At 40.4% G+C, this 25,898-nt stretch carries 22 protein-coding genes; 1 reads left to right on the forward strand and 21 read right to left on the reverse strand.

Annotated elements, in window-relative coordinates; genetic code table 11:
* Positions 1-36 precede the first annotated feature (36 nt).
* The 10 genes from ffh to QOW94_RS01050 form a co-directional block, all read right to left on the reverse strand.
* Positions 37-1,482: a signal recognition particle protein gene (ffh, locus tag QOW94_RS01005; protein ID WP_283678191.1), complete on the reverse strand. Its 1,446-nt coding sequence runs from the start codon at positions 1,480-1,482 to the stop codon at positions 37-39.
* A gap of 13 nt (positions 1,483-1,495) precedes the next feature.
* On the reverse strand, positions 1,496-1,834 hold the full coding sequence (locus QOW94_RS01010) for a putative DNA-binding protein (RefSeq protein ID WP_283678192.1): 339 nt from the start codon (positions 1,832-1,834) through the stop codon (positions 1,496-1,498).
* Between the two features lie 100 nt (positions 1,835-1,934).
* Entirely contained in the window at positions 1,935-3,476 is a 1,542-nt protein-coding gene (gene ftsY, locus QOW94_RS01015) for a signal recognition particle-docking protein FtsY (protein ID WP_283678193.1), read from the reverse strand.
* Positions 3,477-7,028, reverse strand: coding sequence for a chromosome segregation protein SMC (gene smc / locus QOW94_RS01020; RefSeq protein WP_283678194.1), 3,552 nt, complete (start codon positions 7,026-7,028; stop codon positions 3,477-3,479).
* A gap of 16 nt (positions 7,029-7,044) precedes the next feature.
* The gene (rnc, locus tag QOW94_RS01025) at positions 7,045-7,755 is read right to left on the reverse strand and encodes a ribonuclease III (RefSeq protein WP_283678195.1); all 711 of its coding nucleotides are present in this window, start codon (positions 7,753-7,755) and stop codon (positions 7,045-7,047) included.
* A gap of 66 nt (positions 7,756-7,821) precedes the next feature.
* On the reverse strand, positions 7,822-8,067 hold the full coding sequence (acpP, locus tag QOW94_RS01030) for an acyl carrier protein (RefSeq protein WP_283678196.1): 246 nt from the start codon (positions 8,065-8,067) through the stop codon (positions 7,822-7,824).
* Positions 8,068-8,115: 48 nt separating this feature from the next.
* On the reverse strand, positions 8,116-9,156 hold the full coding sequence (gene plsX, locus QOW94_RS01035) for a phosphate acyltransferase PlsX (RefSeq protein WP_283678197.1): 1,041 nt from the start codon (positions 9,154-9,156) through the stop codon (positions 8,116-8,118).
* 11 nt (positions 9,157-9,167) lie between these two features.
* Positions 9,168-11,195 carry an ATP-dependent DNA helicase RecG gene (recG, locus tag QOW94_RS01040; protein ID WP_283678198.1) on the reverse strand — a complete coding sequence of 676 codons (2,028 nt, stop codon included), beginning with the start codon at positions 11,193-11,195 and terminating at the stop codon, positions 9,168-9,170.
* A 120-nt stretch (positions 11,196-11,315) separates the two neighbouring features.
* Positions 11,316-12,998: a DAK2 domain-containing protein gene (locus QOW94_RS01045; protein WP_283678199.1), complete on the reverse strand. Its 1,683-nt coding sequence runs from the start codon at positions 12,996-12,998 to the stop codon at positions 11,316-11,318.
* Positions 12,999-13,023: 25 nt separating this feature from the next.
* Positions 13,024-13,386 (reverse strand): Asp23/Gls24 family envelope stress response protein, encoded by a 363-nt coding sequence (locus tag QOW94_RS01050; protein ID WP_283678200.1) that lies wholly within the window; start codon positions 13,384-13,386, stop codon positions 13,024-13,026.
* A gap of 217 nt (positions 13,387-13,603) precedes the next feature.
* On the opposite strand from QOW94_RS01050, the gene rpmB reads away from it, so the two are divergent.
* Entirely contained in the window at positions 13,604-13,789 is a 186-nt protein-coding gene (gene rpmB / locus QOW94_RS01055; RefSeq protein ID WP_283678201.1) for a 50S ribosomal protein L28, read from the forward strand.
* Positions 13,790-13,902: 113 nt separating this feature from the next.
* On the opposite strand, the gene QOW94_RS01060 is transcribed toward rpmB, so the two are convergent.
* From QOW94_RS01060 to gmk, 11 genes are all read right to left on the reverse strand, one after another.
* Positions 13,903-14,556 (reverse strand): thiamine diphosphokinase, encoded by a 654-nt coding sequence (locus QOW94_RS01060; protein WP_283678202.1) that lies wholly within the window; start codon positions 14,554-14,556, stop codon positions 13,903-13,905.
* 12 nt (positions 14,557-14,568) lie between these two features.
* Positions 14,569-15,222, reverse strand: a complete 654-nt coding sequence (rpe, locus tag QOW94_RS01065; protein WP_283678203.1) for a ribulose-phosphate 3-epimerase — start codon at positions 15,220-15,222, stop codon at positions 14,569-14,571.
* Positions 15,223-15,238: 16 nt separating this feature from the next.
* Positions 15,239-16,129, reverse strand: coding sequence for a ribosome small subunit-dependent GTPase A (gene rsgA / locus QOW94_RS01070; RefSeq protein ID WP_283678204.1), 891 nt, complete (start codon positions 16,127-16,129; stop codon positions 15,239-15,241).
* Between the two features lie 69 nt (positions 16,130-16,198).
* Positions 16,199-18,262, reverse strand: coding sequence for a Stk1 family PASTA domain-containing Ser/Thr kinase (gene pknB, locus QOW94_RS01075; RefSeq protein WP_283678205.1), 2,064 nt, complete (start codon positions 18,260-18,262; stop codon positions 16,199-16,201).
* Positions 18,255-19,004: a Stp1/IreP family PP2C-type Ser/Thr phosphatase gene (locus QOW94_RS01080; RefSeq protein ID WP_283678206.1), complete on the reverse strand. Its 750-nt coding sequence runs from the start codon at positions 19,002-19,004 to the stop codon at positions 18,255-18,257. Before QOW94_RS01080 ends, pknB begins: the two co-directional genes overlap by 8 nt.
* A 14-nt stretch (positions 19,005-19,018) precedes the next feature.
* Positions 19,019-20,356: a 16S rRNA (cytosine(967)-C(5))-methyltransferase RsmB gene (gene rsmB / locus QOW94_RS01085; RefSeq protein WP_283678207.1), complete on the reverse strand. Its 1,338-nt coding sequence runs from the start codon at positions 20,354-20,356 to the stop codon at positions 19,019-19,021.
* Positions 20,353-21,300, reverse strand: coding sequence for a methionyl-tRNA formyltransferase (fmt, locus tag QOW94_RS01090; protein WP_283678208.1), 948 nt, complete (start codon positions 21,298-21,300; stop codon positions 20,353-20,355). Before fmt ends, rsmB begins: the two co-directional genes overlap by 4 nt.
* Positions 21,301-21,319: 19 nt before the next feature.
* The gene (priA, locus tag QOW94_RS01095) at positions 21,320-23,716 is read right to left on the reverse strand and encodes a primosomal protein N' (RefSeq protein ID WP_283678209.1); all 2,397 of its coding nucleotides are present in this window, start codon (positions 23,714-23,716) and stop codon (positions 21,320-21,322) included.
* Positions 23,717-23,736: 20 nt separating this feature from the next.
* Entirely contained in the window at positions 23,737-24,936 is a 1,200-nt protein-coding gene (gene coaBC, locus QOW94_RS01100; protein ID WP_283678210.1) for a bifunctional phosphopantothenoylcysteine decarboxylase/phosphopantothenate--cysteine ligase CoaBC, read from the reverse strand.
* A 94-nt stretch (positions 24,937-25,030) separates the two neighbouring features.
* Positions 25,031-25,243 carry a DNA-directed RNA polymerase subunit omega gene (rpoZ, locus tag QOW94_RS01105; RefSeq protein ID WP_283678211.1) on the reverse strand — a complete coding sequence of 71 codons (213 nt, stop codon included), beginning with the start codon at positions 25,241-25,243 and terminating at the stop codon, positions 25,031-25,033.
* Between the two features lie 2 nt (positions 25,244-25,245).
* Complete coding sequence (gene gmk, locus QOW94_RS01110) at positions 25,246-25,860, reverse strand: guanylate kinase (protein WP_283678323.1); 615 nt, start codon at positions 25,858-25,860, stop codon at positions 25,246-25,248.
* Positions 25,861-25,898 lie beyond the last annotated feature (38 nt).

The following is a 25,898-nucleotide window of genomic DNA, read 5'->3' on the forward strand; positions in this document are numbered from 1 at the left end:
TTTACACCTTGAAATTATCGTTATTTCAAGCTTATTTTACTTTTTCCGCTTCTTTTTGAGCCGTTTTTTCTTATTTTTATGCATCTTTCGACTCATTTGTTTCATGGCGATTTTAGATAACTTGCCACCCATGCCACCACCCATACCAGTGGCGTTCATCATATTTTCCATGCCAGACATGTTTCCCTTTGATACCTTGTTCATCATGTCTTTCATTTGACCGAACTGTTTAATCATTCGGTTAACTTCTTGGATTGGTCGACCAGAACCACGGGAAATTCGACGTCGTCTTGAGGGATTCAAGACATCAGGATTTTCACGTTCTTGTTCAGTCATTGAAAAGACGATTGCCTTTAAATGGTCCAAGTCCTTGGGATCCATCTGAACGTTCTTCAAAGCAGGGTTATTAGCCATTCCCGGAATCATTTTCATAATTTCATCAAGTGGCCCCATCTTTTGAACTTGATCAAGTTGGTCTACAAAATCATTAAAATCAAAAGTATTTTCTTTGATTTTTTCCGACAGTTCCTCAGCCTGTTTTTGATCATAGTCTTGCTGGGTCTTCTCGATAAGGGAAAGCATATCTCCCATTCCAAGAATTCTTGATGCCATTCGGTCTGGATAGAAAACATCCAAATCAGACATTTTCTCACCTTGACCAACAAACTTGATTGGCTTATCAGTAACGGCTCTAATTGAAAGAGCGGCACCACCACGAGTATCACCATCCAACTTAGTAAGAACAACACCGGTGATATCAAGTGTCTTATTAAAGCCATCTGCCGTTGCAACCGCATTTTGACCAGTCATCGAATCGACAACCAGCAAAATTTCGTCTGGATTAACAGCTGACTTTATATCGGCAAGTTCCTGCATCAACGTTTCATCAATTTGAAGTCGACCAGCAGTATCAATCAGAACATAATCGTTGTGGTTTTCAAGGGCTTGTTCAAGTCCTTTTTTAGCAATGTCGACTGGATCAGCGTCAGTTCCCATTGAGAATACAGGAACGTCAACTTGCTCTCCCACTCGCTGCAATTGGTCAATGGCAGCTGGCCGATAAATATCGTCAGCAATCAGCAGTGGTCTGGCATTCTGTTCTTTCTTTAATTTCAATGCAAGTTTCCCGACAGTTGTCGTTTTACCAGCACCTTGAAGTCCAGCCATCATAATGATAGTCGGTATCTTTGGTGACTTGTTCAAAGGCACCTCAGACTCACCCATCATTTTGGTAAGTTCTTCATTAACAATCTTGATAATTTGTTGAGACGGATTTAGTCCTTGAAGTACATCCGCCCCCTTGGCTCTGTCAGAAACTGTCTTAACAAAGTCTCTAACAACTGTAAAGTTAACATCGGCTTCAAGTAAAGCAAGCCTAATTTCACGCATCGTTTCACGAAGGTCGGATTCACTAATCTTTCCCTTACCACGAAGCTTACGCATCGCATTTTGAATTCGTTCAGTTAAACCTTCAAAGGCCATGGTTTCACCACTCTCACTCTTCTTCTGTTTCCAGAGTATTTACTAATTCGGTTAATCGTTTGTCATTTGGATATGTTTTATTAACGTACGACTGAAGCTCATCTAGCTGATCATTTCTAGTCTGGTACGTTGCATATAGCCTAAGCTTATCTTCGTATCCCTCAAGAATTTTCTCTGATCTTCTGATATTGTCATAAACTGCCTGTCTGCTAACATGGAAGTTCTCAGCAATTTCACCAAGAGAAAAGTCATCAGCATAGTACAACTCTAAGTAATTTGCCTGTTTTTTGGTAAGTAAAGGGCCATAAAACTCGAGCAAAGCGTTAATGTAGTTGGTTTTTTCTAATTCCATCGTACTATCTCCAGTCTATCCATCCGCTAATAACACTACCGACTTTTCATCAGTTAGTCAACATAATTCCACAACGAAAAAAGCTGGATCAGCACCCAGCTTATTCCTTAAATAGCCCCTTGAATAGGCCATAGACAAATTCGTTTGGATCGAACTTCTCAAGGTCGGTAACCTTTTCACCTAGTCCTACCAACTTGACCGGTAAATGAAGTTCATTTCTGATAGCTAACACGATTCCACCCTTAGCAGTACCATCAAGCTTGGTTAACACAATTCCCGTAACATCTGTCGTTTCTTTGAATGTTTTTGCTTGGGTCATTGCATTCTGTCCAGTAGTTGCATCAAGGACTAGAAGCACCTCATGTGGAGCATCAGGAATTTCCCGAGTCAAAACCTTCTTCATCTTAGATAACTCATTCATTAGGTTGACTTTGTTTTGAAGTCTCCCCGCAGTATCGACCATCAAAATGTCGTACGACTCTTCTTTAGCTTTTTTAACACCATCAAAAACAACCGCTGCTGGGTCAGCACCTTCATGAGTCTTAACGATATCGACCCCATCTCGTTCTGCCCAAACATTTAATTGTTCAATGGCTCCAGCTCTAAACGTATCAGCAGCAACTAAAAGGACTTTTTTACCTTCATCCTTTAGCTTTTTGGCCATCTTACCAATCGTAGTTGTTTTACCAACCCCATTGACTCCAACAAACAGATAGACCGTTGGTCCTTCAGAAGCGACAGCAATTGAGTTGTCTTCGCCACTACCCTCACTGTCGTACAACTCAATCATTTTCTGAACAATGACATTTTGGACATCACGCTGTTTTTTAGCATTTTGCAGTTTTACTTCATCTCTCAGCTCATCAATCAATCTCATTGCCGTTTCAAACCCGACATCGGATTCAATCAACATGTCTTCAAGATTCTCAAAGAACTCTTCATCAACACTTCTAAAGTTTGCAAACAACGCATTAAGTTTCTCGCCAAAAGTTGAACGTGATTTTTCCAACCCGTGTTCATACTTGGTTTCAGAACCTTGATCAGTCTTGGATTCCAAATCTGCCGATTCTTCTTGGCTATCGGTAACAGGTTCTTCTGAAGAAACTGGTTGTTCAACTGGCTGATTAGTTACAGGCCTTGAGTCTGATTCTTGATTACTCTTATCGGAGTCAGTTTCATCAGCTGGTAGCTGCTTATCTGCTAACTGTGATTCAGATGATTCATCATCCTCATTTGATTCGACTGAAGTCTGATTATTTGTTTTCTCATCAGCCTGATCTGATTGCTCACTAACTATACTGTCAGTGCCTTCAGATGAGGTGTTCCCTTCATCAATTACTTGATCAGTATCATGATTGTCGCTGACCAATTCATCAGATTTCGTTTCTGATTCATTGTCTTCAAATGATTCATTATGCTCAGTCTGAATATCAGCCGTGGTTTCAGACTTTTGACTGTCATCAGTCAATTCATCATCCGGCTGATGAACTTCTTCGTTGCTAGCTGGATTTGGCTCTTCATGCGCTAGTTCAGAGTCATTTTCCTGCTGGGCTGCTTTATCAACCTCTGGTTCATCCTTTTTTTCTTCGGGTTTTGGTTCAGTTTTTTTGTTTTTCCGTTTAAAAATGTCAAATAAGCCCATTTAGTTCACCTCTTGCTTCAAATTATCTAAGTTTACGGTTACCACTTTAGACACTCCAGATTCTTGCATCGTAATTCCGTATAGTTGGTCAGCGTAAATCATCGTTTCCTTACGGTGGGTAATAACAATAAATTGGGTGCCATTACCGAACTGCTTTAAGTAGTTGGCAAATCGGTCAGCATTAAATGGATCCAGCGCAGCCTCAGCTTCATCAAGAATACAGAAAGGAACAGGTCTGACCTTGATAATTGAGAACAGCAAGGTAATTGCCGTTAATGCTTTCTCACCACCCGATAATAGGCTTAAGTTTCTGTAATTCTTTCCAGGTGGCTTAACCATAATTTCAATTCCAGTATTTAGCAAATCATCTGGATCTACCAAGACTAGCTTAGCTTCACCACCGCCAAACATGTCCACAAAAACTTTTGAGAATGTCTTTGCCACTTCATCAAACGTCTCTTTAAATTTCGTCGAAATAGTCCGTTCCATTTGATTCATTGTTCGAATCAACTTATTTTTAGCTGAAACTAAATCATCTTTTTGACCGTTTAAAAATTCAAATCGATGAGAAACTTCTTCAAACTCAGCAATCGCACCAATGTTTACTGGACCGATTTCATCAATTCCTCGTTGGAGCATTCTGATTCGGCGCCGAATTTCATCCAGGTCATCAGATCCATCTCCAACCGAAATTTCGCTCGCGGTGAGACCGTAGTTTTCAGACAATTCAAGTAAGTTAGATTGGATATGATTATCAATAGCTGACAACCGTTTTTGGGCGTCCGCTTTTTCACTAGTTGCACTATTCAAATTGATTTGATCAGTGGAAATTTGTTCACTAAGCTCATCATTATCTCGAGCTAATCGTTGGAGTTCTTGTCTATTGGTACCCAATGTGTCATGAAGTGTGTTAAACGTTGTTTGTTGTTCCTTAATTTGACTTTCAATAGCGGCAGCACTTTTGGTTGAACTTAGCTCATTTTGAAGTTGCTTGTGCTTGGTATTGATTTCGTCTTTTTCACGACTGATGGTTTCATTGGTCATCTTCAATTCATTAAGTTCTGATTGAAGTTGTTTTATTTGTTGGCGATTTACGGCTTGCTGCTCGTTTAACTTTTGCTTCTGTTCGGTCAAGCCCGACTGTTTCTCACGAGCAACAGATAAATCCTTTTGTAATTGCTGTGACTCAGATTCAATTGACTTAATTTGATCAGCAATCTTGGTTAATTGTAAATTGATAGCATCCTCATCAACGCCACCATTATCCTTAATCTCATTGTTCAATGCCAATTTTAGCGTTTCAATCTGGCGTGAACGCTGATCTAATTCTGTTTGCTTTCGATCACACTCAGACTTAACTATTTGCCACTGTTGCGCAAACTGGTTTTTCTTTGACATAATCTCAGCCGTTAACTGACCAGCCTTCTCTAACTTATCTTTTAAAAGAGTTAGTTCATTTTCACGTAGTTTAAGCTTCTTTTGCATCTCATCATAATTTGCATTCAAAGATTCTAACTCGCTTTGTTGAATCAAGACACTCTGACTACTCTTTTTGTTGGCTCCACCCGTAAGAGAACCGCCAGGATTAACGATTTGCCCATCAAGAGTCACAACTCGATTACGGTGACCAATTACCTTTGAAATAGCAATTGCGGCTTTTAGTTCACTTGCAACAAAGGTCGTTCCCAATAAAAAGTACCTGATGTTAGTAAACTGCTCAGGCATCTCCACCAAGTCAGCTGCAACGCCTACAAACCCATCAACACCCTGCGCATTACTCAGTAAAGCCGATGAAATCCTTCTTGGTTTTATGGTATCAACTGGAAGTAGGGTAACTCGGCCAAGTCTATTTGTAGTCAGATACCTAATCGACTCTGAGGCTGTTTGATTATTAGCAACGATCACATTTTGTGACTGACCTGAAAGGGCGGTGTCAATGGCTTTCACGTATTGTTTATCAATTTCCAAGAAGTCTGAAACGGGACCGTAAATTCCAGAAAACTTGTCCTTGTTTCTAAGCAAATTTGCAACCCCATAGTAAAACCCTTGATATGTAGAATGGAGACTTGCTAATGAGTTCTTCTTGGCCTTCGCTTCCTCGGCAATCTTCAATGCAGCAAGCCAGCTTGAATTTGCGTCATTTACAGCTTGAGTCAGGCGAGCCTGAGTCTGTTGGGCATCAGTCAAATCTGATTGAATTTGATTAGCTTTGATTTTTAATTCTGATAGTTGATTGGAACCAGTTGCTAACTCCGCTGTTTTCGACTCTAGTTCTGCTTCTAATTTGGAAATTTGGCTTTTTTTCTCCTTGAGCCGTTCATCAAGTTGCTGATTATCATGCTCACGCAAACTGATTTCATTCTTTAGCCTAGTTTGCTCCTGAAGAAGATCAACGTATTTCTCTCTAGCAGCTTGAATTTGAGATTCAATTTTCACTGAATCATATCTTGACATGTCATGATCAATTGTCGTTAGTTGTTCCTGAAGCTTATGTTGCTCATCAGTTAATTGCTTTAGATGATTGTTAATCTTTTGTTTCTTTTCATCATTATCTTCAAGATTGATTTCTAATTGTTTTAATTGGTCAACGTGACGCTGGAGTTCAGTCTGCTTGTATGCAAGTTGCTGACTGCTCAACTGTTGTTGACTCTTTAATGACTCGATTTGTTGAGAAAGTGTAAGCAGATCATCCTGCTGTTGGTCTATCTTTTTTTGAAGATTCGATTCCTCAGTTTTTTGTTCGTTCCTATGATTAGTAAGCTCACTGACGGATTTAGTCATTTTTGAAACTAATGCTGACTTTTCATCAAGTTCACTCCGAGTCTTTGACTTATCAACACGTAATTGATTAGTTTCAACGATTAAAGAGGACTTTTCTAAACCATCAAGTTGCTTCTTTTGATCAAGATAGTCCTTCGCAATGCTGCTTTGTTCTTCAAGTGGTTGCAAGCGACCTTGAAGCTCTTGAATTATGTCTTCTACTCGGTCAAGGTTATCATTTGTTTTGGCTAATTCTTTATTAGCGGTATCCTTTTGCTGCTTATATTTGTATACTCCAGCAACGTTTTCAATAATTGACCGTCGTTCTTCAGGCTTGCTGTTGAAAATTGCTTCAACGTTACCCTGAGAAATAATTGACAACGAGCCTTGGCCGATTCCGGTATCCATAAAAAGGTCAACAATATCCTTCAGCCTACACTCTTTCTCATTGATCATGTACGTACTGTCGCCATCACGAAAAAGCTTTCTAGTAATTTTTAATTCTGAGAAAGCTGAGTTAATATAATGGTCTGAATTATCGAGAATCAAACTAACAGCCGCCATACCCTGAGATTTCCGATTGCTTGATCCAGAAAAAATCACATCCGGCATTTTGGAACCCCGGAGGCTCTTTGCTGACTGTTCACCTAAGACCCAACGAATGGATTCAGCTATGTTGCTTTTTCCACTACCGTTTGGCCCGACGATCCCCGTCATCCCATTTGGAAAATCTATTCGCGTTTTTTCTGCGAAGGATTTAAATCCAACGATTTCAATGGATTTTAACTGCACCTTAGTGTCCCCAATTCTATAAAAGATTCATGTTATGATCTGAAAAATGCGTTAATGCCTGTTGAGCGGCTTTTTGTTCTGCTTCTTTCTTTGAATGGCCTTCCCCAATACCAAACTCTTTTTTATCTACGTAAACAGCAACCTTAAAAATCCGGTCATTATCTGGTCCGTATTCATCAACTAATTCGTAGTCGATTGATACAGGACCATCTTCCTGAGCAATTTCTTGAAGTTCTGTTTTGTGATCAAAGAAGTCATCAAACATGCCAGTGTCAAGCTTAGGAAAAATCACTTGATGACAAAACTGTTCAACCGCTTGCTTACCTTGATCAAGGTAGAGAGCCCCAACGAATGATTCAAAAATATCACAGAGAAGGGAATCACGGTTACGAGCATTTGCCCGCTCCTCCCCTTTTCCAAGCCGAATGTACTCATTAAAGTGACATCCCCTGGCAAAAGTACTAAAACTTTTTTCGTTGACCATTGCAGCTCTGAGTCGTGTAAGACGTCCCTGGGGAAGCTTTGGGTATCGTTTATAAATGTACTCTGAAACTATCAACTGTAAAACAGCATCACCAAGGAATTCAATTCGTTCATAAAACTTTAAATTTTGGTCGCGGTGCTCATTTACGTATGATGCCTGAGTAAACGCTTCGTCTAATAAATCCACGTTTTCAAAAGTAATGTCAAAATCCTTCTTCAACATTTCAGGTAAACCTTGTATCATCAATTTCCTCCAAATTATTGTTCAACAAAAAATTGAGGTTGTAAATTTCAACCTCAATCGTCCAAGTTACGAATTTTGTTGGCTCATAACGAAGTCAACAGCTTCGTTGATTGTATTGAGTTTCTCAGCATCTTCATCACTGATTTCTGCGTTAAACACATCCTCGAGATCGAGTACGAATTCAACAAAATCAATTGAATCTGCATCTAAGTCATTTCTAAAGTTCAAATCACCGGTGATTTTGGCCCGGTCGATACTAAACTGATCTGCAACCATATCAGCAATTTTGTTAAATGCTTCGTCTTTTGTCATTTTTAATTAACACCCATATATCCTAGAATTTAAATCTATTATAGCAAATTATTTACTACTTTTAACACTCTCTTTGATTGCTTCAAGCTGTTCTTGATTATTGTTCAAATAATCAGCTACGTCTTCAATCATTTTAGACTCAACAATCGTTGATATCTGATGAATCGTATTTTTTACAGTTACAGCCTTACTACTGCCGTGAGCCTTAACAACCGGAGCGTTTAACCCAAGAAACACAGCGCCACCATACTTTGAATAATCCATCTTAGCAGCAATTTCCTTAAAGGTATCCTTTAGTAATAGGGCTCCCATTTTTGACTTCAAACCGCCGTTCATGATGCTTGATTTGATTAGATTAAGGGTACTCAATGCAGTTCCTTCGATACTCTTTAAAACACCATTTCCAGAAAAGCCATCTGCAACAACCACGTCAGCAGCACCGTTTAATAATTCACGGGATTCAACATTTCCAATAAAGTTAAGATCTTTATTCTCTTTGAGTAAATCATGCACTTGTCTGTGCATCATATCACCCTTGTCATCTTCAGTCCCGTTATTGAGCAACCCAATTCGTGGGTTTTCAATTTTCATAATGTTAGTTGCATAATATTTGCCCATCAATGCATATTGATATAGGTTTAGTGCTTTTGAGTCAGCATTGGCACCCACATCTAGCATAACAAAACTACCATTATCCTTAGTCACTACCGGCATTGTTGTGGTTAAGCCAGGACGATCGATTCCTTTGACCCGACCAACGATAAACAAGCCTGCAACTAGGATTGCACCCGTACTACCTGCTGAGAAGAATGCATCGTTCTTGCCTTCTTTAACTGACTGAGCAGCTAAAACAATACTTGAATTCTTCTTTTTACGAACAGCCCGTACTGGTTCATCACCCATTTCAATAACTTCGTCAGCTTGAGTAATCTCGATGTTTTTATCGTCTTGAAGATACTTTTTAATTTCTTCAGTTTTGCCAAACAAATCGAAAATAATGTCAGGGTTTTCGTTTCGGCTTTGTTCAACACCCTTGATAATTTCTTCAGGGGCGTTGTCGCCACCCATTGCGTCAATTGCAATTCTCATTTCATATCTCCTCAGTCGGTATTAATTGTTTGATTTGATTTTAAATACTTAAACAATTGTACATTTTCAGGACTTTTTTGCCAATTGTTTTTCGATGTAATATTTTTTGCCTCTGCGACTGCCACGTTTAGAATATTTATATCTGCAACGGGGTCACCAACTTTAAAATCAGGCATTCCAGATTGTTTCAGCCCAGTAATATCGCCTTGGCCTCTTAACTCTAAGTCTTTTTGGGATAGGAAGAATCCATCAGTGCTAGATGATATGGCTCGCATTCTTTCCTTACCAATTTCATTCTTCGGATCAGCGATTAAAACACAGTAGGCTTGTTCGCTGGAACGCCCAACTCGTCCTCGTAATTGATGAAGTTGTGACAGTCCAAAGTGATCAGCATCAAAGATAATCATCACATTAGCGTTTTTAACATCAACTCCAACTTCGATAACAGTTGTCGCAACCAGTACCGCAAACTTTCCTTGCTTAAAATCTTGCATCGCTTGGTCTTTCTCATCATTCGTCATTTGGCCATGAAGCAAACCAACCTGATACTGAGGACTAAATAGTTTTTTGAACTTTTCAAAAATTTCAGTTGCGTTTCTCATATCGACCGCATCCGATTCTTCAATTAGGGGGGCAACAACATATGCCTGTTTTCCTGCGTCAAGTTGCTTTTTCATGAACCCCAGAGCCGAATTCGTCTTTGTCGAAGGTACCCAAGTTGTCTTGACCGGTTTTCTGCCGTTTGGCATTTGATCAATAATCGAAACGTCCATATCACCATACATAGTAATTGCTAGCGTTCGGGGGATCGGAGTTGCTGTCATTGCCAGTACGTTTGTCGCCTCTCCTTTCTCCTTTAATGCTTGCCGCTGATGAACGCCAAACCGATGCTGTTCATCAATAATCGCTAACGCTAGGTCTTTATACTCAACAGCGTCCTGAAACAGTGCATGGGTTCCTACAATTATGTCAACTTCCCCATTAGCGATCCTGGGTAATAGTTGTTTTCTAGCTGCTGCACTGGTTGCCCCAGTCAAAAGAGCAATATTAAATCCTAATTTAGCAAACATACTTGCTAGGTTATTTGCGTGCTGTTCGGCCAATATTTCGGTTGGGGCCATAATAGCTGCTTGCTTCCCTGCACTGACTACAGCCGCCATTGCTAATGCTGCCACCACTGTCTTGCCACTACCAACGTCACCTTGAAGCAAACGGTTCATTCGCCGATCACTCTCTAAGTCAGCCAAGATTTCGTCAACAACCTTATTTTGAGCGGTAGTGAGTTCGAACGCTAGCGTGCTTTTAAATTCATCGATCACTTTTGGTTGATAAGTGACAATAGACGCAGCGTTGCTATTCCGTTTTTGCAATTTCATCATCTGAATTCTCATTGAAAAAAGAAAGAATTCGTCGAATTTTGCTGTTCGATACGCTAATTCCGCATCATGAGGACTGGTTGGAAAATGAATATTAGCAACCGTTTGGCGAAAGCTTTCAAGCCGGTAATGATCACGAATGGTTTGAGGAATAAAATCCACCAACTTATCACCACACTGCTCATACGCTTCCTTGATCAACTTCTTGATTGTCGCTTGCTTAACTTCCTTGGTGGTTGGATAAATTGAATCGTAATCAGAACCGCTTTGTTTGCTGATAATTTTGATACCATTAATTTGCTGTTTGCTGGCGTCAAAAGTCCCAAAAACAATCTTTTCATCACCAATTTCTAGCTGCTTCTTAAGCCATGGTTGGTTGAAAAAACTAACTGGATAGGTCTCATCATCAATTTTTATTAGAAACCGTAGTCTACTCCGTTTGCGACCAAAAAACGAAAGACTTGGCTCTGACACAATTTGCCCTTTAACGGTAATTTTAGCTCCATCCATACTTTCATCGGGCTTTTTGATTGAAAAATCGTCGTATCGTCGAGGATAGTATGTTAACAGATCATTAATTGAATTAATGCCAAGCTTATTAAGTGCCACGGCTGTTTTATCACCAACACCCTTTAGCACAGTTACAGAATCCGTTAATTCCATATCATTCTATCCTCCTCACTTTTTTCAAATTATCATACAGAAAGGCAACAATCATTTTCAAAATTAACGAAAATAATCATTGCCTCCACTGATGGTCATAACGACCAACCATTATTAATTTTATTCAACTGAAATCAAGAATGGGTAAACTGGTTGATCACCCTCATGAACTTCGACTTCAAGGTCATCATCAATTTCAGCAACTTGACTTTCGACTTTATCAGCCAACTTTTCGTTAGCACCCTCGCCCCAGATGATCGTAATTGCTTCACTATCATCATCAAGCATAGCCCTGGTCATCTCGATTGCTGTGGTTTCAAGGTCATCATCAACGACCTTGATTTTACCATCCACGATTCCCATAAACTGGCCCTTCTTGATTGTTACATCATCGATTGTAGTATCCCGAACTGCATGCGTTACCTGTCCAGATTTAACTGAATCAAGTTCATCTTCCATCATGTCACGGTTGTCATCAAGACTATTGTCCGGGTTGAATCCAAGCATGGATGTGATTCCTTGAGAAATGGTTCTACTATGAACGATAGCAACCGGGATGTCAGCGACCTCAGCCGCTTGTTCCGCAGCAAGGAAAATGTTTTTGTTATTTGGCAAAACGATTACTTTGTTAGCCTTCGTGGCGTTAATTGCATTGACAATATCCTCGGTACTTGGATTCATCGTTTGACCACCGTTGAGAACCGAGGTAACCCCCAAGCTCTTAAACAATGTTTCAAGGCCATCTCCAGAGGCAATTGAAATCACAGCTATATCTGGAGTTTCAGTTGGTTCCTCTGCAACGGCTTCAGATTCGTCATTAGAAATAATGGTCTCTTGCTGTAATCTCATGTTGTCAACCTTCACCTTGGCTAAATCACCAAACTCTTGACCCCAGGCCATTACCTTACCAGGATGCTCAGTATGAACGTGAACCTTAACGATCTCATCATCATTCACAACTAGAAGAGAATCTCCAAGGTTAGCAAGATAATCATAGAATTCTTGGTAGTCAAACTTCTTGTCAACTTCTTTACCCTTGCCGATGCGCACCATAATTTCAGTACAATAACCATAGACGATATCGTCTGGGTCTAGTTTACTTTGAACGCTTTGGTGATGGGCAGCATCGATCATCTCGTCCATTTCACCATCGTTTGGTTGATAAGCGTCATCGTTACTGTCAGCTCGACCATTTAATGCATCATCAAAGGCCTCTAAAACAAATGTCAGACCCTGACCACCAGAATCAACTACACCAACCTGCTTAAGGACTGGAAGTAGCTCAGGCGTTTTTTTAAGCGCAATTTTGGCATTCTCATAAATCGCATCCATCACCGTTATTACATCATCGGTTTTTGAGGCTGCTTCTTTACCAGCCTGGGCAGCTAACCTAACGACCGTTAAAACAGTTCCCTCAGTAGGTTTCATAACTGACTTATAGGCAGTTTCGGTTGCGGCCACAAACGCATCGGACAAATCTTGGGCGTTTAGCGAATCTTTTCCTTCAACTGACTTTGAAAAGCCACGGAAAATTTGCGATAAAATAACCCCTGAATTTCCTCGAGCACCCATCAGCAGGCCCTTAGCGAGTGACGCAGCAATATCGCCAACATTTGAACTAACTTCTTGGTTAACATACTTGTAACCGCTTTGAAGCGACATACTCATATTGGTTCCGGTATCTCCGTCTGGAACTGGAAACACATTCAAAGAATTTATAAAATCTGCGTTTTTATTAAGTTTTTTGGACGCAGCAAACACCATCGCCGTGAATTCGGTGTTGGTTATTTTGGTTACTTTCAAAACTTTTCCTCCCTAAACACCGGTATTAATCGTTTTCTACTTGAACACCCTGCACAATAACATTAACTTCGTTGGCAGTTACTCCAAGCATGCTTTGTAAATTATACTTTACCTTGTTCTGAACATTTTTAGAGACTTCAGAAATCTTATTTCCATACGAAACGATAATGTACACATCAACGGTGATTTGGTTTTCGTTTTGCTTAACTTCAACACCCTTGAAATAATTTTCGCGCTTTAAGATATCATTCACGTTATCTCTAAGTTGATTACGGCTTGCCATTCCTACAACACCGAAGTTTTCAGTTGCTGATCCACCAACAACGTTTGCAATTACATCATTGTCAATGTCAACTGTTCCAAATTTGGTTTTGATTTTTACGGCCATGAATCGATAGCCTCCTTGATTACTAAAAATTAAATCCATTAACGATTGTAATGTTACCACAACCCAGCAAAAAACCAAAGTAGACAAGTGCTTTTTGTGGTGTCAAGTAAATTTCCTTGAAAGAAAACTATTGCAATAGATTGCCAATTATGATAAATTGTTTGGGTGGTATAAAACAGATTGTTGAGTCAAACTGTAGAGAAAGGGGTTTGTTAACATGGCTAAAGACTTTTTTAACGGTAAGCGCACACACTTTGGTAACAAGCGTTCACACGCCTTGAACTCAAGTCGTCGTAGCTGGAAGCCAAACTTGCAAAAGGTACGCATCCTCGTTGATGGTAAGCCTAAGAGAGTTTGGGTTTCTGCTCGGACACTTAAATCAGGTAAAGTTACCCGCGTTTAATTTATAAATTTTAAAAAGGCCACTCGCGATGGTCTTTTTATTTTACATCAAATATCCAAAAACGGACGATTTTTAATTCACCCTCATAGGTAAATTAAAGTATCGTCCGTTTTTTAGTTTAAATCTTTACTTTGAATGACAGCCATGACTCCGGAATCAAATTCAAAGGACGCAGTATCTTGAATAAATTCATTACTGGCCCATGAAATTGGTCGATCAACTTTATAATTATTCAGTTGATATTTTTCGTCGTAGAGCGTTAACGAATTCATTGGCGTTAAGCAAACAAAAGCTAGGTATTTCTTATCCACCTCTTTGGAAATCGTATGCTTCCCTGGTAAGAAGAAGGTAATTGTATTTTGTCTATCAACCATCCTAATTTTTGGGGCAAATCTTTTGAATCTTGGCTCAAGTACCATCCAAAGGTTTGCAAGAAAATGATCGAGTCTGCCACCAGTCGCTCCGTAAATATCAATTGAATCTGCGTGATATTCGTCCAAAGCAACTTTTAAGCCAAGTTGGGTATCCGTATCATCCTTTTCCGGAATTGATTGCCGAATATCAGCAACGTGTTCTTTGACCAGCTTAAATTCGTCCGGTTGTAGGGAATCAAAGTCACCGATAGCAACAATAGGATCAATCCCTAGTTTAATAAGACGGAGATTTCCTCGGTCAATCCCAATAAAGTCTCCCTTAACCCGGCCAGCTTTCAAATCATCTGGCCATAAATCAGTCGGTCCACCAACCAATAGGTTTAGCTTTTTCAAACGTCACCACTCCTACTTAGTAGCATCCTTAATTGAATTGATTTTTGCAACTGGATCGTCAGCATTAAATACATATGAGCCAGCAACAGCAACAGTAGCCCCTGCTTTATAGGCAGCAACAACTGTTTCTGAATTAACACCACCATCAATTTCGATGTCAAAGTCCAATCCCTTTTCTTGCTTAATCTGATTAAGTTGAGCAATCTTTTCAACTGTTTCTGGAAGAAACTTTTGGCCACCAAAGCCGGGGTTAACCGTCATAACAAGAACTTGTTTTACCATGTGAAGAACTGGTTCGATAAATGAAACTGGAGTTCCGGGGTTAATAACCACCTCTGCCCCAACATTCTTATTATTGATCATTTGAAGTGCTCTGTGAATGTGGGGAGTTGCTTCAGCGTGAACTCCGATAATGTCCGCACCAGCGTCAGCAAACGTATCGATATATCTTTCTGGTTGGTCAACCATCAAATGAACGTCTAGGACCATATCTGTGATTGGTCTGATTGCTTTGACCCAACCTGGGCCATATGACAATGCTGGGACGAATGAACCATCCATAATATCGATGTGAAGGTATTCGGCACCACCCTTATCAACCTTTTCGATGTCCTTTTGAAGGTTCACGTAATCTGCACTTAAAATTGAAGGTGCTACTTTAATCATAGTAAATTTCCTCGTTTCATTTATATTTTGGTTTACGATTTTTTATATCAGTGTAAAACTGAAGGTAATTCTCATACCTTGAATTCATGATGTCACCGGATTCGACTCCAGCTTTAACTGCACAGTCTGGCTCATTGACGTGGACACATCCCCTAAATCGACAATTAACCGCCGCCCGTCTAAATTCTGGGAAGTACTTGCCCAAATCACGATAATCTAATTCAAACGTATCGTACGATGAAAAGCCAGGGGTATCCGCAACTAAACCATCACCCACGCTTAGCAACGATACCTTACGAGTAGTATGCTTACCCCGATTTAGGGCTGCAGAAATCTCACCCGTCGACAAATCTAGTTCTGGAGCTAGATGATTGAGTAACGTTGATTTTCCCGCTCCAGTTTGGCCCATAATTACATTTTCCTTACCAGCCAATAGTGAATGGATTTCCCTTAATGACTCATCGTCAAACGCTACTTTTGGCAGAACTACCTCATAACCGATTTGCCGATACCCTGTAGCCAATGTTCTAAAGAAGTCGATTTGATCCTTAGTCAGTAAATCCACTTTTGAAAAGTAGATGATTGGAGTAATCCCTTCTACTTCAAGAGCTAGTAATTGCCGATCAAGCAGGTTACTCGAAAACTCTGGCTGAGTTGCAGCCGTGGTGATGATTGCCTGATCAATGTTAGCGATTGGCGGACGGACTAAGGAATTTTTTCTTGGTAGAACATCAAGAATATATCCCTTATCTCCATCTTCGATTGAAAATTCTACGTCATCCCCAACGATTGGAGTTATTTTCTTCTTCCGAAAATTGCCTCGAGCTCGAGTCCGGTATATTTTGCCGTCATCTGCAAGGACATCATAAAAACCACTTAATGATTGATAAATTTTACCTTTTGCCAATTAATCACCTCAAAAAAATCACTTCCTCTACATTATAGAAGAAGTGAAATTTTTTTGCAGTATTTTATTTTAATGAGAATCATAAGTTACGTTATTATCACGTAAAATTGTCTGCCCATCTCGAACCACTTTGTACTTACCATTTTCACTGTCTAACAGCTTAAACGGTAGTAATACCGTGGTATCCTTATTGATCACCATCTGCTTATAAACAGTGGAATAATCATGATCGTGATCTTTCAAATAAATCAAAATGACATTCTCATCAGGAACAGATGATGAATTTTGTGAAATTATTTTTCTTGATTCCTGAGTATCACTACCAGATGCTGCAGAATCAGATGATTCTTCTTGCTCCTGATTAAGCACGTTCGTAGTGTCCTCGTGGAATGGAATCGTAATTCGCACATTAAATGAGCGTAACTGCTCCTGCTTTTTTTGCTTAACTGGCTTCTTACCACGGGAAATTGTAACTGCAACATTGCTCCCCTGCTGAATATTAACTCCTGCCTTAGGCGTTGTGCTGATTACCCGGCCAGACTTCTGTTGGTCAGAATATTCGTAGTCAAATGTCGGATTAAGTTCAACTTCATTGGCATAGTTAACCACTTGCTGTTTGGTCATTCCAGTCAAATCCTTAAGTTGAATCTGTTTGATACCAGTCGACACAACAAATGTAATCGTAGTCTTTTTAGGGTCAACCCGCTTTTTGGCGGCAATATCTTGCTGAAGAATCTTGCCAGCTGCGAATGTAGATGACGGTGAATTCCGCCTAACCACAGTTACTCCCTCATTCTTGAGGTGACGAGCAACCTTCTTGTACTGTTGACCAACGTAGTTCTCGATTCTTATTTTTTTGATTCCTGAGCTGACTACTAGGTTAACCTTACTGTTTCGGTCAACCTTTTTCCCTGCATCGGGATCTGAAGCAATCACTCTGCCCTTATCAATCGTATAACTACTTCTAAAGGTGATCTTGCCGACTTCAAGATGGGCATCTTCGATTTTTTGCTTAGCATCAGTTTCAACCAAGCCATTTGTCTCAGGAACCTTAGCATTGGAAGTTGAAGATGCTATTGCAAAAATTAGGAATCCAAGCAACGCAACTAACAACGCCCATATGAATATCTTCAATTTTCGGTGCTTTCGCTTCTTTTGTGGCTTTTCAACTGGAGTTTCTTCGGATTTAGTAGAACTCTTTGGCTTGTCATCCGCCAGGGCAGTGTTTTCCTTTAGCGGTGCAAATGGCATTACCCGAGTCTCGCCATCATCACCATCACTAGGAACAACAAATTTAGCCTCTCCGGATCTATCGGCTGACAAACTAGTCTTTAGGTCATCATTAAAATCAGATACCGTAGCGTAACGGTCATCTGGATTTTTAGCAGTGGCTTTTAACACCACATTCTCAAGTGACTGCGGAATTGTAGGATCAATCGTTCGAACCGACGGAATTGATTCCTGTGAATGTTTCATGGCTATTGAAACCGCGGTTTCACCATCAAACGGAACCTTACCCGTTAACAACTCAAACAGAATAATTCCAAGCGAGTAGATGTCGGACTGCTTGGTCGCCATTTGCCCCTTAACCTGTTCAGGTGAAAGATAGTGAATCGAGCCAATGATTGACCTTGTCTGCGTCATTGTATCTTCGCTTGCTGCCCTTGAAATTCCAAAGTCAGTAATTTTTACGTAACCGTTCTTATCAATTAACACGTTTTGGGGCTTTAAATCTCGATGAATAAGCCCTGATTTATGAGCCTCCTCAACGGCAGAACCAATTTGTTCCATAATGTTGATGACAGTGGGCTTATCAATTGGTGAATGGTCATGAATATATTGCTTTAGGTCCTCACCGTCCACATACTCCATTACAAGGTACTGCATCCCCTCAACTTCATCAACGTCGTAAACCCCGACAATGTGCGGGTTATTTAGGCCGGATGCAGCGGTAGCCTCGTGATCAAACCGCTCTTTTGCTTTTGGATTATCCCGAAAGTCCAAACGTAGTAATTTTACCGCTACCTGACGATGTAAAATTCTATCAAAAGCTAGGTACACATCCGCCATTCCACCTTCGCCTAACTGACGAATGATCTCGTACCTGCCTCCTAAGGCGTATCCCTTATTCATCGGGATCACCTTCTGAATCATTATCTAAAATCAAAACAGTAACATTATCTAATCCGCCATTTTGATTTGCTAAATCAATTAGCTGTTGGCACTTTTCCTTAACGTCAATATCTTTGGCAAGGACGCCTTTAATAACGTCCTCGTCAACCATATTTGTTAACCCATCAGAACATAAGAGAATCTGATTGTTAGGCTGGAAATCAAACTCCCTAAAGTCAGCAGTTGAAACGTCATTGATTCCTAAACTCTTGGTAATAATATTTTTGTACGGATTATGTTTGGCCTCGTCCGGAGTAATATCACCTGATTTTACCAATTCATTGACGTAAGAATGGTCCTCTGATAATTGGACCAATTCACCATCACGATACAGATAGCCACGACTATCACCAATGTTTGAAATCAACGACTTATCCTGAGCGATAAGGGCAGCAACAAAAGTGGTCCCCATCCCCTTAAGATTAAGATCACTATTTGATTCATTGATAATATCGTTATTAACTTCGGTAAGAATCTGTTCAAGCCACTTTTTAAGGGTGCCAGAATCCGCAATATCAGTCTTTTTAAACACTTGACCAATTTTACTAACGACAAATTGGGAAGCGACTTCGCCACCCTTGTTGCCACCAATCCCATCAGTAATGAGAGCGAGAATCACTCCCTGCTGATTTTTAAAAGTTCCAACGGCATCTTCGTTTTTATCTCTAACCATACCGATGGATGATTTATACGCACTTTTCAATCTGACCAACTCCGTCATTTAACTCGTTTTAGGGTCGCCACAAAGAAACCATCTGATTCAAAGTCGTCTGGGTAAATTTTGATTAATCCGTTGTCTATATTCGAGGTTAAGCCTAGCTTAGTCTTGGTTGGCTGTAACTCAAAATCAGGATTATCCGTCAAAAACCGGTTAACGACACCAATGTTTTCCTCGTCCACAATGGTACACGTACTATAAGTAATAGTACCACTTGGTTTTAATTTTTTCGCTACCGCATTTAAAATTTCAAGTTGAATTTTACTAAGGTGCTCAATATCTTCGGGAAGTTTACCATATCTGATTTCAGGTTTCTTTCTAATTAAGCCTAACCCAGTACATGGTGCATCAACTAAGATTGAGTCAAAGTAGCCATCCGCAAACTTTTCGTCTACTTTTCTGGCGTCCAACGCAATCGTTTCAAGCGATCCGTTCAATCCCATTCTCTTGGCATTACGGTTGACGGTCTGGAGCTTCTTATCGTGTATATCAAGCGCAATAACTTGCCCGTTAGTTACGTGTTCCAGAATTTGGGTCGTCTTCCCACCTGGGGCACTACAAGCATCTAACACAGTATCATCTGGATGAAGTGTCATTGATTCAACTGGAAGCATTGCACTTTCATCTTGAATAGTGTAATAACCATCTTTAAAGAGCTGAGAGTGAACGGGATGCCCGTCGCTGATGATCAGAGCAGAAGCTGCTTCGGCACTTGGGGTCACTGTGAAGCCTTCATCCTCAAGCTTGGCTGTCAATTCTTCCTTTGAAATCTTATTTTGATTTACCCTTATCGATTGTTTTGGAGCAGAATTAATACTCTCTAAAATTGAAAGTGTCTTTTCGCTACCCAGCTGACTGGTCAGTTTTTCAACCAACCATACCGGCACACTAAACTCGACTGATAATCTTTCGGTCGGATCTTTGATTTTGTCGAATGATGGCAATCCCTTTTTCTGAATGGCATGCAAAATACCGGTCACCATTCTCCTAATTCCATCGTGACCCTTTGTTTTTGCGATTTTGATTGTTTCATCAAAAATTGCCCGCGTTGGGATGCGGTCAAGGTAGTGCATCTGAAAAATTGCGGTGTACAATAATTCCTTGACCCATTCATCAGTTTTGCTTTCATCCCTTAAAAACGGTCTCAACTGGTACTCAAGAGTCAATCGGTGTTGAATGACCCCATACACGATTGTGGTGTACAGTGCCCCATCGCTAGCCTTCATGTCCGTATTACTCAAAACATTATTTACCTGAATATTTGAGTAAGCGCCTTGTTTTCCTTCAACCAACGTATCAACCGCAAGTTTCCTCGGGTTATTTGATGTTATCTTCATTCAATCACCTGTTGTCCTTCTGTTAGGGCCTGACCGGCACCATTTAAATAGTCTGTTATTTGTTGTCTTGGCTTACCGGAGGGTTGAACCTCTAGCAGCTTTAACGCAGTTCCATTTCCTGCCGCAATAATTAAGTCATGTTTATTTTTTTTAACAACTGACCCTGGTTTCAAATCAGTTTGAATATCGGTAACCACTTCTGAACGCCAAATCTTGACCCGTTTGCCTCGAATCATCGTATATGCTCCAGGATCCGGACGTAATGCCCTTACCTTTGCATCAACTAAAAATGCCGACTTGGTGAAATCCAACTGTTCTTCTTCCGGCTTGATATTTGGTGAAAAAATCACCTCGGCTTCATTTTGCTTAATGGGTTCAACACTCCCATCGATTACCCTTGGTAAAGTTTCAAGCAAAAGATCTCTTCCAACTAGACTTAACTTAGCAAACATAGATTCCGAGTCATCATCATTTTCAATTGGAATCGCCTTTTGGGCAAGAATATCACCAGAATCCATCTTCTTTTCCATGTACATAATCGAAATTCCGGTTTCTTTATCACCGTTCATGATGGCATATTGAATTGGTGCCCCGCCCCGATACTTAGGCAATAGCGACCCATGGACGTTAACAGCAGCAATTTTAACTGAATTTAAAATCTTAGTTGGTAAAAACTGGCCAAATGCTGCCGTCACAATTAAATCCGCGTTTGCGGCAACGATTTTTTCAAGTTCTTCGCTACCCGAAAGTTTTTTTGGAGTTAAGACTGGAATCCCTAATTCTTCGGCGGCAATTTTAACTGGGGTCTTGGTTAATACGTGCTTTCTTCCAACCGGCTTATCAGGTTGGGTAACGGCATAAATAATATCGTAATTGTTTTCAACTAGTGCTTTTAAAATTGGAACCGCAAAGTTTGGCGTTCCCATAAATATAACTGATGGCAAATTTATTCTTCCCTTCGTTTTACATCAAATCTAATGGATCATTATCAATCGCAATTTGAATTCCGTTGCGGTTATTAGTTCGGTCAAAAGCTAATTGCTCCAACGTGGACTGGAGATTATCCTCAAACCGATATTTGATAATAATCTGATAATAATATTGATTGTTGATTCTAGTAATCATTTTTGGAGTTGGTCCAAGCACAATTGACTTGTTGGACAGTTGTTGTTTTAGTTCAGTAGCGATTCCATACATTTCTGCAGCTACTTTCCGTTCTTGAGGACCACTCCCGGTTATCTTAACCGTGTAATAGTATGGCGGATATTTGGCGAGTTGTCTAACCCTCATTTCAGTTTCATAAAACTTTTCGTAATCCTGTTCCTTTGCCAATTTGATGGCGTAATGATCCGGATTGAACGTTTGAATAATTACTTGGCCACTCTTTTCCGCTCTGCCGGCTCTTCCGGCTACTTGGGTAAGTAGTTCAAATGTTCGTTCACTGGACCTAAAATCTGGAAAATCAAGCGCTGAGTCGGCATTTAAAACTCCAACTAAGGTCACATCTGGAAAATCAAGACCTTTAGCAATCATTTGGGTTCCAAGCAGGATATCTGCTTTATGAGCTCCGAATTCATCAATTATCCGTTCATGAGAACCCTTTTTACGGGTCGTATCAACATCCATTCGGAGAGTTTTTGCTTCAGGAAATAGTTCGTTAACTTGTTCTTCTAACTGTTCACTTCCGTATCCGAAGTGGCGAATTCGCTTGCCACCACAGTTAGGACACTTGATAGGAATCGGTTCTTCGTGACCACAATAGTGACACCGCAAACTATGACTAGACTTATGTACCGTTAGTGAAATATCACAGTTAGGACACTTCGGTACGTATCCACAATCTCGACACATCAAAAACGAGGCATAACCCCGCCGATTCAATAGTAAAATTACTTGTTCGTGCTTGGTTAATCGTTCTTCTACCGCTTTCTGGAGCTCTAACGACAGCATTGAGGGCGTTTGTTTACCTGCATCAGTCATATCAACGATATCAACGTGAGGCAACGCCTGCTTATTGATTCTAGTTGGTAGTTTAAGTAGTTGATAAACCCCTTTTTGAGCTCGAGCCCGACTCTCTAATGCCGGTGTGGCACTCCCAAACACCACGGGACAGTGATTGTAATCACTTCTAAACTTAGCAACATCCCTAGTCTGATACCTAGGATTATCACCCTGCTTATAGCTCGAGTCGTGTTCCTCGTCCATAATGATCAACCCGACATTCGTAAGTGGGGCAAAAATTGCTGACCTAACGCCAACGACAACCTTTGCCTCTCCTCTATTTATTCGCTGCCATTCATCAAACCGCTCTCCCGTCGACATAGCACTGTGAAGCATTGCAACTTGATCACCAAACCGAGACCTAATGCGGCCAACGATTTGTGGCGTTAACGTTATTTCAGGCACCAGCATCAAAGCTGTTTTTCCCATTGCCAAGGCATGGGCCATTGACTGGAGATAAACCTCAGTTTTTCCGGAACCCGTAACTCCTTCAAGCAAGAAACGGGTATTCTCATCATGGTCAATCGCCTCTGTGATTTTAGAAACGGCTTTTGCTTGGTCCGAATTAAGATTTAATGGCTTTGATGGCTCAACCGGTTTAAAAAAAGGATTGCGCCGCTGAGTAACCATCACTTTTTCTACCCACCCGGCATCGATTCCATGTTTGATTGCGGATGACGATACGCCCTGTTTTACTAATTCTGACTGTAACAACTCAGCATTCGGGTCTGCAATCAACGTTTCCAATAGTTTCCGCTGAGCCTTAGCATTCTGTTTAACCGTAGCCAAACATTCATTAAGTTGAGATCCATCCAATTTAGACTTAATAGCAACTGCCTGGACTGGATTAGCCTTCTTGACTAAACGATAATCAACATTTACCTTCCCAGCAGCCCTTAATTTAGTTAACTTAGCTAACTGGTCACGGTCGTTACTAGCATGACTAACGACCAATTCATGATTCCCGTTAAAAATTTCTGGGTATTCAGCAGCAACTTGGTCGTCTTTTGCTGTAATTACCTTATCAAACTTAGTTTTCATTCCACCAGGCAGCATAGTTTGTAGGCAGCTAATGTAGTACGAGAAAGTCTTTTTGCTAAGAAAACTAGCTATTTTTAGCATTTCCGGATTGATTACAGGATATAGGTCAATTACCGATTCAATCGGTTTTAATCGACCATTGAACGACGATTGATCAGCAAATCCAACCACAAAGCCGGTCAACTTCCGAGGGCCAAAGGGAACCTTCACCCTCATCCCAATATCGAGAGAGTTTTCAAGATTATCTGGTACTAAATAAGAAAAAGGCGTATTTGTCTGCCGTGCCGAAACATCGACAATTACCTGTGCAATCTGCAATGATACCCCTTCTTCCTAAATTAAAATTCGCCGATTATTTTTACTAACTCGTTAGCTATAGTCTGCTTACTTTCAACGGGAGTCTTTTGTTGGTGACCGTCCGCAAAAATAAACGTTACTTGATTATTATCAGAATTGAATCCCACTCCCTTACCAGAAACGTCATTGGCGACAATCAGGTCTAATTTCTTTGATGCAATTTTCTTTTGCGCGTTCTCCACCAAGTCGTTAGTTTCTGCTGCAAAACCAACTACAAACTGGTCTGACCGTTTATTAGCCGCAATCTGTTTTACAATATCTGGATTCTTTTCTAGTTCAATCGTCATCGTGTCCTGATCAGCTTGCTTTTTAATTTTATGATCAGCAACGTTTTTCGGCCTAAAATCGGCAACAGCAGCAGCCATTACCAAACCATCAGCATTTGGAAAACGACTTGTAATTTCGTCTGCCAATTCAACCGCTGTCGAAACTGGGACAATCTTAACTCCTGCAGGTGTTGGAAGGGATGTATTTGCGGCAACAATTGTTACTTCTGCGCCCGCGTCCGCAGCTGCCTTTGCCACAGCAAACCCCATCTTACCTGAGGAATGATTGGTTATATAACGAACTGGGTCAATTGGTTCTCTTGTACCACCGGCAGAGACGATTATTTTTTTACCTAACAAAAGCTGGTCGTTTGGTTCAATTTCACTGCTTACCCAGTCTACTATCTTTTCAGGTTCGGGCATTCTCCCTTTACCTGAGTATCCCTCGGCAAGAAAACCAGTATCAGGTTCCAGAATATGGTCTCCATCCTCCCTTATTGTTTGTAAGTTTCTCTGAGTAGCTGGATTATCGTACATATGCGAATTCATCGCTGGCACAATGAAAGTTGGCGCGGTCGTTGCCAATAGAATGGTACTTGCCATGTTATCAGCAATTCCATTTGCAATTTTCGCCAAAATATCAGCAGTGGCGGGTGCTACGATTACCACGTCACTACTATCTGCAATGTCAATGTGCTTTACTTCGGATGGATTCTCGGGCTCAAATGAATCATCCAAAACCCGGTTTTTACTTAACGTTTCAAAAGCTAATGGTTGAACAAATTTAGTAGCCGCTTCAGTCATAACGACGCGAACGTCATTATTTGCCTTCTTCAGCAACCGGACTAAATGTAAAGATTTATAAACTGCAACACTACCGGTAACGATTAACGTAACTTTCTTATTGGTGATCATAACGAACCCCCTGTAATTGATTAGCTTTATTGTACCAAATAAAATAAACCGAGACTTAAAACGGTCCCGGTTTACCAAACATATTAATTACTGTCTAATCTTCGTCGCGATTCTTTTCGTCGATTGATACAAGGCCGGCTTCAACTTCTTCCAAAGCCTTTCCAACTGACTTTCTTGATTCGTAACTATTCAAAAGTGGCTTTGCACCTGCATCTAACTCGTGAGCGCGCTTGCTTGCCAACATGATCAATGAATATCTTGAATCGATCTTATCTAATAATTTATCAACTGATGGGTAAAGTAACATAATTAATTATCTCCTAACATTGATTCGTAATCAGGCATAACCCGATTTACTCGTAACCGTTCACTTCTAATAATAGCTTTGATTCGGTCAACTGCAAGTGATACCTCGTCGTTTAAGACGGCATAGTCATAATTCCGCATCATCCGAATCTCATTAACTGCCGTCTTGATTCGCTTATTGATGACATCCATGTTGTCAGTTCCACGACCAATCAACCGGTGCTTCAATTCCATCAAATCGGGTGGTGTCAAAAATACGAACACTGCATCTGGACAATTTGCTCTCACTTGCATTGCTCCATTAACTTCAATCTCCAGAAAAACGTCTTTTCCTTTGTCTAAGGTCTCATTGACATATTGTATCGGGGTTCCGTAATAGTTGTCAACATATTTAGCGTACTCAAGCATTTCGCCGTTTTGAATCTTATCTTCAAAATCCTCTTTGGAAACAAAGTAATAGTCAACACCATTTTGTTCCCCTTCGCGAGGCTTTCTTGTCGTCATTGAAGTTGAGTACTCAAAATCAACATCCGGTTGTTCAAACAGTGCTTTTCTGACCGTTCCTTTCCCAACGCCGGATGGACCAGACAATACAATTAACATTCCTCTTTTAGCCATCAAAAAATTTCCCTTCACTAACTCTTTATAATAAGAAA

Source organism: Lentilactobacillus sp. Marseille-Q4993 (genome assembly GCF_951230165.1).
Classification (GTDB): domain Bacteria; phylum Bacillota; class Bacilli; order Lactobacillales; family Lactobacillaceae; genus Lentilactobacillus.

What these genes read in the sequence shown, in the direction of transcription:
- ffh (WP_283678191.1), bottom strand. Translation starts at nt 1,482, where the DNA reads ATGGCCTTTGAAGGTTTAACTGAACGAATTCAAAATGCGATGCGTAAG.
- QOW94_RS01010 (WP_283678192.1), bottom strand. Translation starts at nt 1,834, where the DNA reads ATGGAATTAGAAAAAACCAACTACATTAACGCTTTGCTCGAGTTTTAT.
- ftsY (WP_283678193.1), bottom strand. Translation starts at nt 3,476, where the DNA reads ATGGGCTTATTTGACATTTTTAAACGGAAAAACAAAAAAACTGAACCA.
- rnc (WP_283678195.1), bottom strand. Translation starts at nt 7,755, where the DNA reads ATGATACAAGGTTTACCTGAAATGTTGAAGAAGGATTTTGACATTACT.
- acpP (WP_283678196.1), bottom strand. Translation starts at nt 8,067, where the DNA reads ATGACAAAAGACGAAGCATTTAACAAAATTGCTGATATGGTTGCAGAT.
- plsX (WP_283678197.1), bottom strand. Translation starts at nt 9,156, where the DNA reads ATGAGAATTGCAATTGACGCAATGGGTGGCGACAACGCCCCTGAAGAA.
- recG (WP_283678198.1), bottom strand. Translation starts at nt 11,195, where the DNA reads ATGGAATTAACGGATTCTGTAACTGTGCTAAAGGGTGTTGGTGATAAA.
- QOW94_RS01050 (WP_283678200.1), bottom strand. Translation starts at nt 13,386, where the DNA reads ATGGCCGTAAAAATCAAAACCAAATTTGGAACAGTTGACATTGACAAT.
- rpmB (WP_283678201.1), top strand. Translation starts at nt 13,604, where the DNA reads ATGGCTAAAGACTTTTTTAACGGTAAGCGCACACACTTTGGTAACAAG.
- rpe (WP_283678203.1), bottom strand. Translation starts at nt 15,222, where the DNA reads ATGATTAAAGTAGCACCTTCAATTTTAAGTGCAGATTACGTGAACCTT.
- pknB (WP_283678205.1), bottom strand. Translation starts at nt 18,262, where the DNA reads ATGAATAAGGGATACGCCTTAGGAGGCAGGTACGAGATCATTCGTCAG.
- rsmB (WP_283678207.1), bottom strand. Translation starts at nt 20,356, where the DNA reads ATGAAGATAACATCAAATAACCCGAGGAAACTTGCGGTTGATACGTTG.
- coaBC (WP_283678210.1), bottom strand. Translation starts at nt 24,936, where the DNA reads ATGATCACCAATAAGAAAGTTACGTTAATCGTTACCGGTAGTGTTGCA.
- rpoZ (WP_283678211.1), bottom strand. Translation starts at nt 25,243, where the DNA reads ATGTTACTTTACCCATCAGTTGATAAATTATTAGATAAGATCGATTCA.
- gmk (WP_283678323.1), bottom strand. Translation starts at nt 25,860, where the DNA reads ATGGCTAAAAGAGGAATGTTAATTGTATTGTCTGGTCCATCCGGCGTT.